This is a genomic window from Streptomyces sp. B1866, from assembly GCF_031932565.1.
Taxonomy (GTDB): Bacteria; Actinomycetota; Actinomycetes; order Streptomycetales; family Streptomycetaceae; genus Streptomyces.
The window spans coordinates 1-15,778 of sequence record NZ_JAVSCF010000154.1 but is presented as its reverse complement, the minus strand read 5'-3'; the positions used below and the strand labels follow the sequence as shown (position 1 = coordinate 15,778).

Here is a 15,778-nt window from a genome sequence, read left to right as displayed (position 1 = left end):
CGAGCCGCCGGTGCCGGTGGCGCGCCGGGCGGTGCAGGCCTCGCCCCGCAAGGCGCTGCTGGACGCGTCGGCCCGCTCCGACCTGCTGGTGCTGGGCGCGCGGCGCGGGCAGCGCCGGCTGGGGCCGCGGCTCGGCCTGGTCAACCACGCGATGCTGCACCACGCGCAGTGCCCGGTCGTGGTGGTCCCGCAGCCGTGAGCCCGGGCACCCACGGCCCGCGGGCGCGAGCCGGGGCGCCCGCGGCCCGCCGCGTGAGCCGGGCACGGCCCGCGGACGTGAGCCGGGCGCCCGCGCCGTAGCGCCGGGGCGCGGGCCGCGCGACGGACCGTCTGGTTGCGTGATATTGCTCTCTCTTCACCCCATACCCGCTCCGGGCAGGCGCACTATGAGGTGCGGTAGCGGTGTCACGAGGGGGTGTGTGACGGTGCGATCGGCCCTGGGTGTGTGGCGGTGGCGGCGCAACCCGCTGCGCCGCGGGACCGACCTGGTCGAGGCGTGGCTGGCGCTGGCCGCCCTGCTGCTGATCGGGTGCGCGGCCCCGGCCGCCGGCTGGGTGGCGGGCTCCCGCGTGGACGCGGCCCTCACCGCTTCCGTCCGCGAGCAGCGGGCCCACCGCCACCTGGCGCGGGCGGCCGTGGTCAGGGTCCTGCCGCGCGGGCCCGGGGAATCCGACGCCGGAGCGGCCGGGCGGGAGGCGCGCCGCCGGGTCGTCGCCCGCTGGACGGCTCCGGACGGCGGCGTCCGCACCGGGACCCTGCCGGTCCTCCCGGGCGTGCGGCCGGGCGACCGGGTACCGGTGTGGACCGACGACCTGGGCCGCCAGACGAGCCGCCCGATGGCCGCCGCGACCGCCGTCACGCGCGCCGTGCTGGCCGGCGTCGGCGCTGCGGCCGGCGTGGCGGCTCTGGTGGAGGCGGCCCGGAGGCTGGTTCTGTGGCGGCTGGTCAGGCGCCGCCACGCCGGATGGGACCTGGCCTGGGAGCGGGCCGGCCAGGACTGGGGCCGGGCGGGCGCGGGCAGCTGAGCGGCCGCGCGGCGGCCCCGGGCCCGGCGGGAACGGCCGGTTCCGGCCACAGTGCCGTGGGAGAGGCGGGGCCGCGGTCCCGCGTGACCCGCTCCTGCGTCAACTTCCGCCACCCTGCGCGCGCTACGGTGGGGCCTTCACACACTGCACAGTGGTAGCGGTCGGCACTCGCACGAGGTGGGGGCACAGCAGCGTCATGGCACACGGCTCGGTCGTCCAGGTGACGCACGGCGGAACGTCGCGGTGGCGGCGGCGCACGGGAGAGTACCCCTCCCTCACGGCCGCCCTGGAGGCGGCGGCCGAGGGCGACGTGCTCACCGTCGCCCCCGGCACGTACCGCGAGAACCTGGTCGTGGACCGGCCCGTCACGCTGCGCGGGCCGGAGGGCGCCGGGCGCGGCGCGGTGCGCATCGCCCCGGCCGACGGCGTGGCGCTGACCATACGGGCGGCCGCGGTGGTGCGGGACCTGCACATCGAGAGCCAGGACGCGGCCGCGCCCGCGCTGCTGATCGAGGACAGCGCGCCGGACGTCGCGGACGTGCGGGTGGCCACCCGTTCGGCGGTGGGCGTGGAGGTGCGCGGGCACGCCCAGCCGACCGTGCGGCGCTGCACCGTCGACAACCCCGCGGGCGTGGGCTTCAGCGTGCTCGACGGCGCGGGCGGGGTGTTCGAGGACTGCGAGGTGGTGGCGGCCGGCCAGTCGGGCGTGTCGGTGCGCGGCGGCGCCCGCCCCCGGCTGGAGCGCTGCCGGGTGCACCACGCCACCGGCGCCGGGCTGGCGCTGGCCGGCGAGGGCACGGCGCTGGAGGCCGTGGGCTGCGAGGTGTACGAGATCAGCGGCGCGGGCGTGCAGGTCTCCGCGCGCGCCACCGGGCACTTCGCCGACTGCCGGGTGCACCGCACGTCGGCCGACGGGGTCACGCTGGACACCGACGCCGTGCTCACGCTCGCCGACTGCGAGATCCACGACATCCCGGAGAACGCCGTCGACCTGCGGTCCCGCTCGGTGCTGACCCTCACCCGCTGCACGGTGCGCCGGTTCGGCCGCAACGGCCTGTCGGTGTGGGACGCGGGCACCCGGGTGGACGCCAACCAGTGCGAGCTGCACGAGAGCACCGGCGACTACCCCGCGGTGTGGGTGAGCGACGGCGCGGCCGCCGTCCTGGACTCCTGCCGGGTGCGCGACGTACCCGACGCGCTGTTCGTACTGGACCGGGGCTCGCGCGTGGACGTGGTCGACAGCGACCTGTCCCAGGTCCGCAACACGGCCGTGTCGGTGAGCGACGGGGCCACGGCCCAGCTGGACGACTGCCGGATCACCAAGGCCACCACGGGCGCCTGGTTCCGCGACCACGGCAGCGGCGGCACGCTGGCGGGCTGCGCCATCGACGGGGCCGCGACCGGGGTCATCGTCACCAAGGGCGCCGACCCGACCGTGCAGCGCACCACGGTCACCGGTCCGGTGGAGGCCGGGTTCTACGTGTCGGCGGGCGGCCGCGGCACGTTCACCGGCTGCCGGGTGACGGGCAGCGGCGGCTACGGCTTCCACGTCATCGACGGCTGCCGCACGACCCTGACCGGGTGCCGCACCGAGCGGTGCGCGCGCGGCGGCTACGAGTTCTCCGAGCCCGGTCCGGTCGCCGAGGGGTGTACGAGCGACGAGAGCGCCACCGTCGCCGCGCCCGTACCGGCGACCGCCGCGCCTCCCGTCGCGCTCCCCGCCCGGGCCCCCGTCCCCGCCGCGGCGGCGCCCGCCGCCCCGCCGGCCGCGCCCGCCCCGGACGCCGCCGCCCGGTCCGCCAAGGACGTGCTGGCCGAACTGGACGCGCTGGTCGGCCTGGAGAGCGTCAAGCGGGAGGTGCGCGCCCTGACCGACATGATCGAGGTCGGCCGGCGCCGCCGGCAGGCCGGTCTGAAGGCCGCGTCCGTGCGCCGCCACCTGGTCTTCACCGGCTCCCCCGGCACCGGCAAGACCACGGTCGCCCGCCTGTACGGCGAGATCCTGGCCGCCCTCGGCGTGCTGGAGCGCGGCCACCTGGTGGAGGTCTCCCGGGTGGACCTGGTCGGCGAGCACATCGGCTCGACGGCCATCCGCACGCAGGAGGTGTTCGAGCGGGCCCGCGGCGGCGTGCTGTTCATCGACGAGGCGTACGCGCTGGCGCCGGAGGACGGCGGCCGGGACTTCGGCCGCGAGGCGATCGACACGCTGGTGAAGCTGATGGAGGACCACCGGGAGGCGGTGGTCGTCATCGTCGCGGGCTACACCGAGGAGATGCGGCGCTTCCTGGCCGTCAACCCGGGGGTGGCGTCCCGCTTCTCGCGCACCATCAGCTTCGGCGACTACGCCCCGGAGGAGCTGCTGCGGATCGTGGAGCAGCAGGCGGAGGAGCACGAGTACCGGCTCGCGGAGGGCTCGGCCGAGGCGCTGCTGAAGTATTTCACGGCCTTCCCCAAGGGCGCCGCGTTCGGCAACGGACGCACCGCCCGGCAGACCTTCGAGGCGATGGTCGAGCGGCACGCGGGTCGGGTCGCCCAGGTGGACGACCCGACCACCGACCACCTCACGCTGCTCTACCCGGAGGACCTGCCGGAGCTGCCCTGACCGCCGCCCGCGTCGGCGACCGGGCCGTCCCCCGCCGCCCCGGCCCGCGGCGGGGGGCCCTGCGCGGGCACGCCGGGCAGCGCCCGGTCCGGCAGGCGGTCCAGCAGCGCGGCCCGCTCCGCGGCGAAGGCCGGGTCGGCCTGGTAGTCGGAGTGGCCCAGGATCGGCGCGGGCAGCGGGTTGGCGGGCGTACGCCCGTAGGCGACCGGGTCCTTCAGCGCGCCGCAGTCGACCTCGGGCCCGGCGCTGTCCGGCAGCCTGACCGGGCCGCCGATCGGGTCGGTGTACCGCCACAGGTTGCGCCAGCAGCGCACCTCGCGGTGCAGGGCGCTCAGCGACGGCGGGCCGAAGTACGCCGGGAACCAGCGCCCGTACATCCGCTCCAGCGGCGAGCCGTAGGTCAGCAGGGCCACCCGGGCGCGGGCCGGCCCGTCCAGCTGCCAGGTGGCGGCCGCGGCCAGCACGCTGCCCTGCGAGTGCCCGGAGATGACCAGCCGCCCGTCGTGCTCGCTGGTCCACTGCCTCATCCGCCAGGTCAGGTCGGGGACGGCCCGCTCGGCGTAGCAGGGCGGCGCGAAGGGGTGGGCGGCGCGCGGCCAGAAGGTGCCCACGTCCCACAGGATGCCGACGGTGCGCCGGGCGCCGGTGCTGCGGTAGGCCCGGCGGGCCAGGGCCAGCAGCGCCAGCACGGCCAGGCCCATCAGCCACGAGCCCAGGGCCTGCGCGGTCTCGGCGGCGGCGTCCACGATTCCCGGCGCGCCGTCCGCGGCCCGGCCCGGCACCTCGCCGGTCGCCCAGGCCCCGGCGAGGGCGCCGGCCCCGGCGAGCAGCATGCCCAGGGACAGGAAGCCGACCGCGGCGGGCGCGGAGTCGGTCAGCCCGGCCCGGGCGATGGCGGCCGCGATGCCGCGGGTGCGCTCCTCGTCGTCGGCCGGCTCGCCGGGGTAGCCGTCGGGGACCGTGGACATGATCCGCCTGCGCACCCGCGACGCCTGCCAGGCCAGGGCCAGCAGGACGGCCACGGCGAGCAGCAGCAGTACCGGGATGACGGTGGCCTGCCAGGTCAGCAGGGTGGGCGGGCCGGGGATCGGCCCGTCGCCGGTGCCCGGCGTGCCGCGGCCGTCCAGCCAGTCGGCGACGCGCTGCGCGAGGCCGCCGCAGAACACGGCGCCCAGCGCGCAGGCGAGCATGGCGACCGCCGCCCCGCTGAGCCCGGACAGCGGCGTGCGCTCCACCGGCGCGGCCCGGTACAGCGCCAGGGCGCAGCCGGCCAGGGCCACGACGAGGGCGGCCTGGACGGCGGCGACGACTCCGAAGGCGACCTCGCCCGGCAGCAGCCCGGCGGACGTCCAGCCGGGCCGGGACCAGGCGGCGTACAGCAGGGCGAGGGCGAACAGGGCGAGCGACGCGGCGGGCAGGGCGGTGGTCGCCGGGCCGTCCGGACGGCGGTCGGGCGCCTTCTCGCTGCGGCCCCTGCGGCAGACCACGTACAGCACGGCCAGGAACGCCCCGGCCAGCAGCGCCAGCAGCGCCCAGCCGCAGGCGTCCAGCCAGGCGCTGCCGCCCGGGCGGCGGTCCTGGCGGGCGGCGGCGGCGGTGACGGCGGCCGCGGCGGTGAGCAGGCCGGCCGCGGTGTGCGCGGCGCGCAGCCGGGCCACGATCCGGCGTCCGAACCAGAAGCCGGGCAGGCGCAGCGCGGTGCGCTCGGGCCCGTTGTCGGGGTCCTGGAGACCCTCGCCGGCCCCCTCGTCGACCTCGCCGTCGTCACCCTGGTCGGCGGCCGGGTCCAGCGGCGGTACGGACTCGTACGCGCGCCAGGTGCGCCGGGACAGGTACCACAGCAGCCCGGTGACGGCGGCGGGGGCCAGCGCGGCGAGCGCCAGCCGGCGGCCGGGCTGGCTCCACCAGCCGCCGCGCTCGGCGGAGACGAAGCCCAGCCAGGACCGGTCCGCGGCGCACGCGGCGGAGCCCGCGCACTGCCAGGCGACCAGGTCGAGCGCCACCTCGCACACCCCGGCGACCAGCAGCACCGTCAGGCTGAGCGCCAGCAGCCGCACCAGGAGGCCGTACAGCCGCCGCACCCGGGGCCGGGCGGTCGCGGGCGGGCGGGTCCAGTGCGCGAGGTTGATCACCATGAAGGGCAGCAGGAGCAGCCACAGGGCGCGCGAGCCGTCGCCGGAGGTGAGGTTCGACCAGGAGTACGCCTCGGGCACCGGCCGGCCGTCGCGCTCCGCGGGCCGCCGCTCGGCGTCCACGTCGGCGGGGCGGCGGTAGACCGCCGCGGTCTCGTCGCCGGCGACGCGCACCACGTGCGGGGTGCCGAGCATCGTCTCGGGGGTCGTGCCCCCCACGCCGTGCACGAGCAGTTCCAGCGCCGGCGGCCGCTCGCCGTCCCCCGTCCCCCGTGGCTGCGTCGTCTCCGGCCGTATGGTCGTTGTCACCGTCTCCCCCGATCCCGGCGCCTGCTCACCGCTCAGCATGGTGCCCACCGGCCGTCCGCGCCGACCGCTGTGCCGCATACGTGGCGAAATCGTGACCCCGGCGCCTGCCGGGGCCGCCGGTCACCGGCCCGTGGGAGGATTGGGCCGCGGGCGACGACATCTGGCCGGAAGGGACGGGTCCGGGTGAGCGACCACCAGAACCTCCTCGCAGAGCAGCGGCGCGCCCTGATCCTCGATGAGGTCAGGCGGCGCGGCGGGGTCCGCGTCAACGAGCTGACGCGCCGTCTGAACGTCTCGGACATGACGGTCCGTCGGGATCTGGACGCGCTGGCGCGGCTCGGCATGGTGGAGAAGGTGCACGGCGGCGCGGTGCCGGTCGCCGAGGCGAGCACGTACGAGCCGGGGTTCGAGGCCAAGGCGGGCCTGGAGACGAGCGCGAAGGAGCACATCGCCCAGGCGGCGGCCGCGATGGCCGCGCCGGGCACGGCGATCGCGGTGGCCGGGGGCACCACGGCCTTCGCACTGGCGCAGCAGCTGGTCGACGTGCCGGACCTGACCGTGGTGACCAACTCGGTGCGGGTGGCCGACGTGTTCTACACCGCGCAGCGGGCGGCGGCGGCCGGCGGCTCCGGGGCGCGGCCGGGGGCGGCCACGGTGGTGCTCACCGGCGGCGTGCGGACCCCGTCGGACACGCTGGTGGGCCCGGTGGCGGACGCCGCGGTGCGCTCTCTGCACTTCGACGTGCTGTTCCTCGGGGTGCACGGCATATCCGTGGAGGCGGGCCTGTCCACGCCGAACCTGGCGGAGGCCGAGACCAACCGGCACTTCGTGCGCGGCGCGCGGCGGGTGGTGGTGGTCGCCGACCACACCAAGTGGGGCACGGTGGGCCTCAGGACGTTCGCCGCCCTGGACGAGGTGGACACGCTGGTCACCGACCCGGGCCTGCCGCGCCGGGCGCGCGAGGAGATCGCCGAGTACCTGCCGGAGCTGGTGGTGGCGGGCGAGCGGGAGGACGGCGCCGCGGCGCGCGACGGCGCCGGGGCCTGACGGGCCCGGCCGGCGGACCGCCCCGCCGCGGCGTGCCCCCGGGCGGCCGTCTGGCGGGGACCCGTCCCGGGCGGGCCCGGGGGCGCCGGCGGGCGGGTCAGAGGCCGGCGCGCGGCCAGCGGCCCGTGGCGAGGAAGGCCGCGATCACCTCGGCGTACGGGGTGATGTCGAGCCCCTGCCGGGCCAGCCAGGCGTCGGAGTAGTACTTGTCCAGGTAGCGGTCGCCCGGGTCGCACAGCAGGGTGACGACGCTGCCCGGCCGCCCCTCGGCGGCCATCTCAGCGACGATCTTCAGCGCGCTCCACAGGCCGGTGCCCGTGGACCCGCCGGCCCGGCGGCCCAGGACGCCCTCCAGGGCCCGTACGGCCGCGACGCTCGCCGCGTCCGGGACCTTCATCATCCGGTCGATGGCGTGCGGCACGAAGCTGGGCTCCATGCGGGGCCGCCCGATGCCCTCGATCCGCGAGCCGCGGTCGCTGACGGCGCCCGGGTCGTGGTTCGCCCACCCGTCGAAGAAGCAGGAGTTCTCCGGGTCGGCGACGCACACGCGCGTGTCGTACTGCATGTAGCGCACGTAGCGGGCGATGGTCGCCGAGGTCCCGCCGGTGCCCGCGGTGGCGACGATCCACGCGGGCTCGGGGTGCCGCTCGCGGCGCATCTGCTGGTAGACCGACTCGGCGATGTTGTTGTTGCCGCGCCAGTCGGTGGCCCGCTCGGCGTAGGTGAACTGGTCCATGTAGTGGCCCCCGGAGGCGGCCGCGAGGGCGGCGGACTCCTCGTACATCGTCCGCGGGTCGTCCACGAAGTGACATCGCCCGCCGTGGAACTCGATCAGGCGGCACTTCTCCGGGCTGGTGCCGCGCGGCATCACGGCGATGAAGGGCACGCCGATCAGCTGGGCGAAGTACGCCTCGGACACGGCCGTCGAGCCGCTGGACGCCTCGACGACCGGGCGGCCCGGCCGGATCCAGCCGTTGCACAGCCCGTACAGGAACAGCGAGCGGGCGAGCCGGTGCTTCAGGCTGCCGGTGGGGTGGGTGGACTCGTCCTTCAGGTACAGGTCGACGCCCCACCGCTCGGGCAGCGGGAAGCGCAGCAGGTGCGTGTCGGCCGAGCGGTTGGCGTCGGCCTGCACCCTGCGGACGGCCTCCTTCAGCCAGTCCCGGTACGCCGGGTCGCTGCGGTCGGCGTCGACGGTCCCGGCGGGCGGCCCCGCTTCGGCGGCCGGACGGGCGGACACGCCGGGGCGGGGCGGCGCGCCGGTGTCCGCGGCCGCTCCCGCAGGCTCCGCGGCGCGGTTCACGCCGCTCACAGTGTCCACGCCGCACACCTCCCGTTCGGGCCCGGCCGGGCCTGGGTACCCGGTTCCAGCCTAGGGCGTGTCGTGTGGGTCAGGGTGGATCAGGGAGCGGCGTCCGGTGCTCCCCCGGCTACCGCTGGGAGGTACCCCCCGGCTGCAAGGCGGAGGAGGAGAGCGCAGGGGGCACCTCCCGGCGGTAGCCGGGGGCGGGGGCACCCCCAGCGGTAGCTGGGGGAGTGCCGGGCGCCGCGAGCCCGCCCTGACCCACACGACATGCCCTGGGGCCGAAGGGCCCCTGGCGCGCAGGCTGCGGCCGGGCCAAAATGCAGAGCAGTAAAGGAAGAATGGGAGACTGGTTCCGCATGTCGCCGCCCGCCGCGCGTCCTGGTCCGTCCCGGCGCGTCGTGGTCCGCCCGGCGTGCTGGGACGTGTCCTCGGCATGGAAGCGAACGCCATAGGGGAGGTGGTCACCATGACCAACGCCGACTTCAACGCCCGCGGGGTGCGGATCGAGCGGTTCCTGCGCTCGGTGACCCAGGCCGGTCAGGTTCTGATCAAGAACGGCCGACTGGAGTTGCTGACCAGCAACGGCCGGGAGATCGACAGCGCTCCGGTGCAGTCGGTCCACGCGAGCAAGCCGTGGTTCACAGACGGCGACCAGGCCCTCGCGACCGTCAACGGCACGCGCTACCGCCTGACCCTCGGCGGGCCCGACCAGCCGGCGAAGGCGTCCGGGAGGGGCACGGCCACGCGTTTCCTGGACGCGATCCGCGCCGCCCGCAGCCGCCCGGCGCAGGGGTGACCGGGCTTCGACTTGCGGACCGGCCCGCCCGGGCGGAGCCTGGACGCATCAGTATCACTGAGGGTTAACCGCTGGTGACGCTGAGAACCGGACTCCCGGTGACGCGCGGCAGCCCTGACGCTGTCGGCTGCCGAGCGCTGCCGTCGCCCGCACCTGCGTCAGGCTAGCCCCCACCTCGTCGAGGAGTCGCAGCCGTGATCAGTCGTCAACGCAGGCATTGCACGGTGGAGCTGCACGCTTCGCCGACGCGGATCGGACAGGTCCGCAGAATCGTATCGGCACAGCTCCGCTACTGGCATCTGCCCACCCTCGTGGACACCGCGTCGCTCGGCGTCACGGAGTTGCTGACCAACGTGCACCGGCACGCCGAGCCCGACAAGCACTGCACCGTGGAGATCGCCCTGCTGCTCGACCGGCTGACGGTCTCGGTCCTCGACCGCGACCCCCGGCCGCCCCGCCTGCACCGGCCCGACCCGGTCAGCACCTACGGCCGCGGCCTGACGCTGGTCGCCGCCCTCAGCCACGCGTGGGGCGTGCGCGCCCGGGACGACGGCGACGGCAAGGCCGTGTGGTTCACGCTCGCCACCACCCTGTCCCCCGCCCTGCCCGTCGCGGCCGCCCGGACCGCGCCCGCGGACCGGGCGCCCCTGGACCCCGCGCCCCGGCCCGCCCCAGACCTCGCGCCGGCCGGGCCGCGCGCGCGGACGGCGCCGCCCCGGCCGCTGGTGGCGACCTGACCCCCGCCACCGCCCGCCCCCTGCCCCGAGCCCGGGGGGCCCTACCGGACGACGCGGCAGTCCGCGCGGACGGGCCCGCGCACGGCGGAGCCGGTCACGCGCCACCGCCCTCGCGGAGGCGGCCGAACCGCTCCTCCAGGACGGACAGGCGCCGCCAGTACTCCTCCTCGTCGATCTCACCGGCGGCGAACCGGCGGCCGAGCAGGGTGATCGGCATCTGCTCGCCGAGGCCGGCCGGCGCCTGCCGCCAGGGGCCGCGGCCGCGCCGGGCCGTACGCCGCAGCGCCGCCACCGCGCCGCCCACGGCCAGCGCCCACATCAGCGGCAGGAACAGGATCCACGGACCGGGCCCGCCGTCCGGGCCCCACGCGTGTGCCAGGGTCGTCATCTCGGTTCAGCTCCTTCGGTGTCGGGTCGCTCCCCCACCGCACAGCCTCCTCGGCGGCGGCGTCCGGCGCGTCGTACGGCGGTGGGCCGCCGGCGTACGCCCAGGAGAGCAGCGCCGCCACGGCGGGAAGCGGACGCGTCCCGCACCGCGCGGGTCCGGCCGAGTCCGATCCGAATGTACCTACTAGTATGTACAGCACGAGGTCGCGCGAGTGCCGCGGCCCGCCGTCGGCGCTGTCCGACGACGCCCCCGAAGGAGACCCGCCCGTGCACGCCATGCAGTACCGGATCACACTTCCCGCCGACTACGACATGAAGGTCGTCCGCCGCCGGGTGGAGGTCAAGGGGCCGGTGCTCGACGGCTTCCCGGGGCTCGGCCTCAAGGCGTACGCGCTGCGCGAGCGCGGCGTCGGCGGCTCGCCCGTCAACGAGTACGCGCCGTTCTACCTGTGGCTCACGCCCGAGGCCGCCAACCGCTTCCTGTGGGGCCCCGGCTTCCGGGGCCTGGTGCGGGACTTCGGCCGGCCCGCCGTCGAGCAGTGGCAGGGGCTCGCCTTCGAGCCCGGCCCGGCCACCGCGGCACCGCCGCGCGCGGCGGTCCGCCACACCGAGCGGATCCCCGAGGACGACGACCCGGCCGCCGCCGTCGTGGCCGCGGTGGCCGCGCTGCGGGAGCGGGCCCGTACCGAGGGCCTGTACTGCGCCGCGCTCGGCGTCGACCCGCGCCGCTGGGAGCTGGTGCGCTACACGCTGTGGGAGCGGCGGGCGCCGGAGTCCGAACCCGGCGACCGGTACGAGGTCGCGCACCTGTCGGCGCCGGGCCGTCCGGCGCTGCCCGAGGGGCGGCACTGGTGAGCGCGGCCACCGCGGCCCGCTCGGTGGACGGCGGGCCCGGCCTGCCGCACCTGACGCACGTGGCCTGGCGGGACTGACAGGTTCGCAGCCTGACACAGTTGCGCGTTGACGGGATGGCAACCTGTCGAAGCAGCGTCCCGCAAGGGCGACGATCTGACGGAACGGGGAGTAGCGGGATCGGCAGGGTCCGCCGCTACGCCTCCGCCAGGATGGCCAGCGGGTCGTCGAGCACCGGCTGCCAGGCCAGCTCGGCCGCTCCCACCAGGCTGTTGTGCTCCAGGGTGCACGGCAGGACCGGCACCCCGCCGCTGCGCCCCCACAGGCTCCGCTCCGCGACGACCGCGCGCAGCCGCTCCGGGTCGGCCGCCAGCAGCTCACGGTGCAAACCGCCCAGGATGATGCGGTCCGGGTTGAGGATGTTGACAAGCCCGGCGAGGCCCAGCCCGAGGCGGTCGGTGAGGCGGTGCGCCGCGGCCCGTACGGACGGGTCGGCGTACTCCTCGCGCAGCAGGGCGCGGGCCTGTGCCAGCAGCGACTCCTCCGGGCCCGGGGCGCGCCCCGCGGCGGTGAGGAACGCCAGTGGGTCGGCCTCGATGTCCAGGCAGCCGCGGCTGCCGCAGTGGCAGGGCGCGCCGTCGGGGTTGACCGTCAGGTGGCCGACCTCCAGGGCCAGGCCCGAACTGCCCGTGTGGACGCGGCCGTCGAGGATGAGCGCGCCGCCGACGCCGCGGTGCCCGGTGGCCACGCACAGCAGGTGCCGGGCGCCGCGGCCCGCGCCGTGCCGGTGCTCGGCGAGCGCGGCGAGGTTCACGTCGTTTCCGGTGAAGCCGCCGGAGGGGCCGGTGGCCACGCCCGCGGCGGCGAGGCTGCGGGTGAACAGCTCGCGCACGGGCGCGCCGGCGGGCCAGGCCAGGTGCAGCGGGTTCAGGGCGGTGCCCTCGGGCTCGGCGACCGCCGACGGCACGGCCAGGCCCGCGCCCACGCAGCGGCGGCCGGTCTCGCGCAGCAGCCGGGCGCCGACCGCCACGACCTCGTCCAGCACGCCGGCGGGGTCGGCGGGCACGGTCATGCAGCCGGGCGCGGTGGCCACGATCCGGCCGCCGAGAGCCACCAGAGCGGCGCGGAAGCCGTCGGCGTGCACCTGGGCGGCGAGCACGACGGGCCCCTGGGGGGCGAGGGCGAGGCGGTGCGACGGGCGGCCCTGCGCGCCGCCGGCCCCGACCGGGCGGGAGTCGACGTGGATCAGGCCGAGCGCCTCCAGCTCGGCGGCGACGGCGCCGGCCGTGGCCCGGGTCACGCCGAGTTCGGCGGTGAGCACGGCGCGGGTGGGCGCGCGGCCGGTGTGCAGCAGCTCCAGCGCCGGGCCGAGGGCGGTGCGGCCCCGTTCGAGCCTTGTCCGTGTCTGGGTCACTCTTCCATTCTCACGTTGCGCCGATTCCGAGCTGAACGACGGTCCGGCCGTCGCTCCGGCGACCGGCTCCCCCGGCCCGGCAGGGAGTCCCGGACGCGGGGGACGGCGCGGTGGCCCGCGGCTGCGGCGGGACACCTCGGCCAGTCGCCTTCCGCCCAGCCCCCGCGGCGTCCGGGTCCCGGACGTCCGGGACCCGGCCAGGGTGCGCGAGACGCCGCACGCGGCGCCGCCGGGAGGTCACCGCCCGGCCCCGTACGGCGGGAGCCGGAAGGCCCGGTACGGATCCGGGAGTTCCGGAAGATCGGGGAGTTCCGGGCATTACCCACGAGTAACTTTCCGTGTTAGCTTCGCCTCATGTCGCGTCGACCGATATCAGCGCGGACGCTGCGCCGCGCCATGAACTGGTGGCCGCCCTACCTCTTCTCGGGCGTGCGGGTGCTGCGCTTCGCAGACGACTGGAGCTCTGCACGCGTCCGGCTGCGGCTGCGGTGGTTCAACCGCAACTACGTCGGCACGCACTTCGGCGGCTCGCTGTTCGCGATGAACGACCCGTTCTGGATGCTGCTGGCGATGAACCGCCTCGGCCGGGACTACATCGTCTGGGACAAGGCGGCCGAGATCGACTTCGTCTCCCCCGGACGCGGCGACGTCTTCGCCGAGTTCGAGCTGGACGAGGACCGCATGGAGGAGATCCGCAGGATCACCGCCGATGGCGGCACGGCCCTGCCGTGGTTCGAGAACGAGGTGCTGGCCGCCGACGGCACGGTGGTGGCCCGTGTGCGCAAGCAACTGTACGTACGGCGCAAGCGTCCTGTGGACAGAGGGTTTGCCAAGGCCGAGTCCGCGAAGGGGTGAGGGCGGATGCCCGGTCCGCGCAGGCAGGACGAACGGGACGCCTTCGCGCTCGTCACCGGCGGGCTGCTGGCGGCCGCCGTCTTCGTCGCCGTCGGCGCCCCGGCGCTGTTCGGCGGGGTCGGCGGCGGGAGCGGGCACGCGTGGCGGTCGTGGGCGGGCTTCCTGGCCGCCGCCGCGTTCGCGGTGCGCGTCGTGGCCGTGCTGCGGCGGCTGCCGCGCGGCGGCGCGCCCGGTCCCGGCGCGGACGTTCCGCCGGACCCGCGAGGCTGACCAGGGCGCCGCCGCGGGACGGCGGCGGTCAGCCGAGCCAGCCGGGGCGTACCAGCCCGGACTCGTAGGCGTGCACGACGAGCTGCGCGCGGTCGCGGGCGCCGAGCTTGACCATGGCGCGGCTCACGTGCGTCTTGGCGGTGAGCGGGCTGACGACGAGCCGCCGGGCGATCTCCTCGTTGGACAGCCCGATGCCGACCAGCGCCATCACCTCCCGCTCCCGCTCGGTCAGCGCCGCCAGCCGGGCGTCGGGCGCGGGCTCCTTCGACCGGGCCGCGAACTCGGCGATCAGCCGCCGCGTCACCCCCGGCGACAGCAGCGCGTCCCCGGCGACGACGGCCCGTACGGCGCGCAGCAGCTCGTCCGGCTCGGTGTCCTTGACCAGGAAGCCGGACGCGCCCGAGCGGATCGCCTCGAAGACGTACTCGTCCAGCTCGAAGGTGGTCAGCATGACCACCCGCACTCCGTCGAGCCGGGGGTCCCCGGTGATCCGGCGGGTGGCGGTCAGCCCGTCGAGCACCGGCATGCGGATGTCCATCAGGACGACGTCCGGGCGCAGTTCGCGCACCAGGCGGACGGCCTGCTCGCCGTCGGCGGCCTCGCCGGCCACCTCGATGCCGGGCTGCGCGCCCAGCAGCGCGCCGAAGCCGGCGCGCACCAGCACCTGGTCGTCGGCCAGGACGACGCGGATGGCCGCCTGCCGCCCGTCGCTCACGGTCCCTCCGCTTCCGTCGCCGTCCGCCCGCCGCCCGCCGGGTCCGGGTGCGCGCCCTGCCCCTGCCCCGCCCGCGCCACCGTACCGGCCGGGCGCAGCGGGAGGCGGGCGCGCACCCGGAAGCCGCCGTCCGGGCGCGGCCCCGCCGCGACCGTGCCGCCGAGGGCGGCGGCCCGTTCGCGCATGCCCACCAGGCCGTTGCCGCCGCCGGCCGCGCCGGCCGCGGTGGCGGGGCCGGCGTCGTCGACGCGCAGTTCCAGCTCGCGCGGGGCGTAGCCCAGCCGGACCCGGGCGGTCCGGGAACCGGAGTGGCGGATCACGTTCGTCAGCGCCTCCTGGACGATGCGGAACGCGGCGAGGTCGGCTCCGGGCGGCAGCGCGACCCGCTCGCCCGAGGTCTCCACGCGGACGGCCAGGCCCGCGGCGGCGGCCTGCTCGGTCAGCTCGCCCAGCCGGTCCAGACCGGGGGCCGGGGCGCGCGGCGCGGCGCCGGCCCCGCCCCGGGCGGCGGGCGGCCGCAGCGTGTCCAGCACCTGGCGGACCTCGCCCAGCGCCTCCTTGCTGGCCGCCTTGATGGTGGTCAGCGCAGCGCGGGCCTGCTCGGGGTCCTGGTCCAGCAGGGCGAGGCCGACGCCGGCCTGCACGTTGATCACCGCGATACTGTGCGCGAGCACGTCGTGCAGCTCGCGGGCGATCCGCAGCCGCTCCTCCTCCGCCCGCCGCCGCCGCGCCGCCGCCCGCTCGGCCCGGTCCCGGGCCCGCTGCTCCCGGCGCACGCGCGCCAGCTCCGCCCCGGCGACGACCGCCGCGGCCCAGGCGGCGATCACCCACTCGGCGCCCCAGCCCGCGGGCCCGTCGCCCGGCGGCGGCAGCAGGCGGTACAGCCAGTGGGCCAGCAGCAGGTGACCGCCCCACAGCGCGGCGATCGCACCCCAGGCGGCGGCGCGCCGCCCGGCGGCGACGGCGGCGAAGCAGACGACGGCGAACGAGACGAGGACCGGACCCCACGGGTAGCCGCCGCCGAGGTAGACCAGCACCGCCGCGGCGGTGCCCCAGACGGCGAGCCGGGGGTGGCGGTGGCGCGCCACCAGCAGCGCGGCGCAGGCCAGCAGCAGCCCGTAGCCGAGCGGGTCCAGGTCCACGCGGCCGGGCTGGCGCCGCGCGGCGAAGTGGGTGCCGACCAGCAGGAAGACCGTGAGCACCAGCGAGGAGCGCCACGGCGGCCGCGCGGCGGACCCGGGGCCGTCGTCCGGGGACCGGTCCCAGGAAGCGGCGCGCCGGGCCGCCCGCCACGGGCGCCGCCGCCCCGCGCCCCGGGCCGCCCGCGCCTG

Annotated in this window: 15 protein-coding genes; 9 read left to right on the top strand and 6 right to left on the bottom strand. The window is 77.1% G+C overall.

What is annotated here, in order from left to right; genetic code table 11:
- The 3 genes from RKE29_RS19640 to RKE29_RS19630 all read left to right on the top strand — a co-directional run.
- A partial coding sequence (locus RKE29_RS19640) for a universal stress protein (protein ID WP_312006760.1) occupies window positions 1–199 on the top strand: 199 nt, incomplete at its 5' end.
- A gap of 220 nt (window positions 200–419) precedes the next feature.
- On the top strand, window positions 420–1,025 hold the full coding sequence (locus RKE29_RS19635; protein WP_312006759.1) for a hypothetical protein: 606 nt from the start codon (window positions 420–422) through the stop codon (window positions 1,023–1,025).
- A gap of 196 nt (window positions 1,026–1,221) precedes the next feature.
- A complete protein-coding gene (locus RKE29_RS19630; protein WP_312006758.1) occupies window positions 1,222–3,627 on the top strand; it encodes a right-handed parallel beta-helix repeat-containing protein in 2,406 nt (801 codons plus the stop codon).
- Here RKE29_RS19630 and RKE29_RS19625 read toward each other — a convergent pair.
- A complete protein-coding gene (locus RKE29_RS19625) occupies window positions 3,597–6,068 on the bottom strand; it encodes a hypothetical protein (RefSeq protein ID WP_312006757.1) in 2,472 nt (823 codons plus the stop codon). The two genes, RKE29_RS19630 and RKE29_RS19625, sit on opposite strands and share 31 nt — an antisense overlap.
- 183 nt (window positions 6,069–6,251) lie before the next feature.
- Here RKE29_RS19625 and RKE29_RS19620 point away from each other — a divergent pair, with 183 nt between their 5' ends.
- The gene (locus RKE29_RS19620) at window positions 6,252–7,115 is read left to right on the top strand and encodes a DeoR/GlpR family DNA-binding transcription regulator (protein ID WP_312006756.1); all 864 of its coding nucleotides are present in this window, start codon (window positions 6,252–6,254) and stop codon (window positions 7,113–7,115) included.
- Between the two features lie 97 nt (window positions 7,116–7,212).
- Here the strand turns inward: RKE29_RS19620 and RKE29_RS19615 are convergent, their stop codons facing one another.
- Entirely contained in the window at window positions 7,213–8,355 is a 1,143-nt protein-coding gene (locus RKE29_RS19615; RefSeq protein ID WP_312006764.1) for a PLP-dependent cysteine synthase family protein, read from the bottom strand.
- Window positions 8,356–8,887: 532 nt separating this feature from the next.
- On the opposite strand from RKE29_RS19615, the gene RKE29_RS19610 reads away from it, so the two are divergent.
- Window positions 8,888–9,217, top strand: a complete 330-nt coding sequence (locus RKE29_RS19610; protein ID WP_312006763.1) for a hypothetical protein — start codon at window positions 8,888–8,890, stop codon at window positions 9,215–9,217.
- 194 nt (window positions 9,218–9,411) lie between these two features.
- Window positions 9,412–9,954: an ATP-binding protein gene (locus RKE29_RS19605; RefSeq protein WP_312006755.1), complete on the top strand. Its 543-nt coding sequence runs from the start codon at window positions 9,412–9,414 to the stop codon at window positions 9,952–9,954.
- A 94-nt stretch (window positions 9,955–10,048) separates the two neighbouring features.
- Here the strand turns inward: RKE29_RS19605 and RKE29_RS19600 are convergent, their stop codons facing one another.
- A complete protein-coding gene (locus RKE29_RS19600; RefSeq protein WP_312006754.1) occupies window positions 10,049–10,342 on the bottom strand; it encodes an SHOCT domain-containing protein in 294 nt (97 codons plus the stop codon).
- Between the two features lie 266 nt (window positions 10,343–10,608).
- Here RKE29_RS19600 and RKE29_RS19595 point away from each other — a divergent pair, with 266 nt between their 5' ends.
- Window positions 10,609–11,196, top strand: coding sequence for a DUF4865 family protein (locus RKE29_RS19595; protein WP_312006753.1), 588 nt, complete (start codon window positions 10,609–10,611; stop codon window positions 11,194–11,196).
- Window positions 11,197–11,389: 193 nt separating this feature from the next.
- Here RKE29_RS19595 and RKE29_RS19590 read toward each other — a convergent pair whose 3' ends face one another.
- The gene (locus tag RKE29_RS19590) at window positions 11,390–12,607 is read right to left on the bottom strand and encodes an ROK family protein (RefSeq protein WP_312006752.1); all 1,218 of its coding nucleotides are present in this window, start codon (window positions 12,605–12,607) and stop codon (window positions 11,390–11,392) included.
- A gap of 354 nt (window positions 12,608–12,961) precedes the next feature.
- Between RKE29_RS19590 and RKE29_RS19585 the strand changes: the two genes are divergently transcribed.
- Together RKE29_RS19585 and RKE29_RS19580 are read left to right on the top strand one after the other, a co-directional pair.
- The gene (locus RKE29_RS19585) at window positions 12,962–13,462 is read left to right on the top strand and encodes a DUF4442 domain-containing protein (protein ID WP_312006751.1); all 501 of its coding nucleotides are present in this window, start codon (window positions 12,962–12,964) and stop codon (window positions 13,460–13,462) included.
- 6 nt (window positions 13,463–13,468) lie between these two features.
- A complete protein-coding gene (locus tag RKE29_RS19580; protein ID WP_312006750.1) occupies window positions 13,469–13,732 on the top strand; it encodes a DUF6332 family protein in 264 nt (87 codons plus the stop codon).
- Between the two features lie 28 nt (window positions 13,733–13,760).
- On the opposite strand, the gene RKE29_RS19575 is transcribed toward RKE29_RS19580, so the two are convergent.
- Both RKE29_RS19575 and RKE29_RS19570 read right to left on the bottom strand, forming a co-directional pair.
- Entirely contained in the window at window positions 13,761–14,423 is a 663-nt protein-coding gene (locus RKE29_RS19575; protein WP_312006762.1) for a response regulator transcription factor, read from the bottom strand.
- Between the two features lie 20 nt (window positions 14,424–14,443).
- Window positions 14,444–15,652, bottom strand: a complete 1,209-nt coding sequence (locus RKE29_RS19570; protein WP_312006761.1) for a histidine kinase — start codon at window positions 15,650–15,652, stop codon at window positions 14,444–14,446.
- Between the last annotated feature and the right edge of the window lie 126 nt (window positions 15,653–15,778).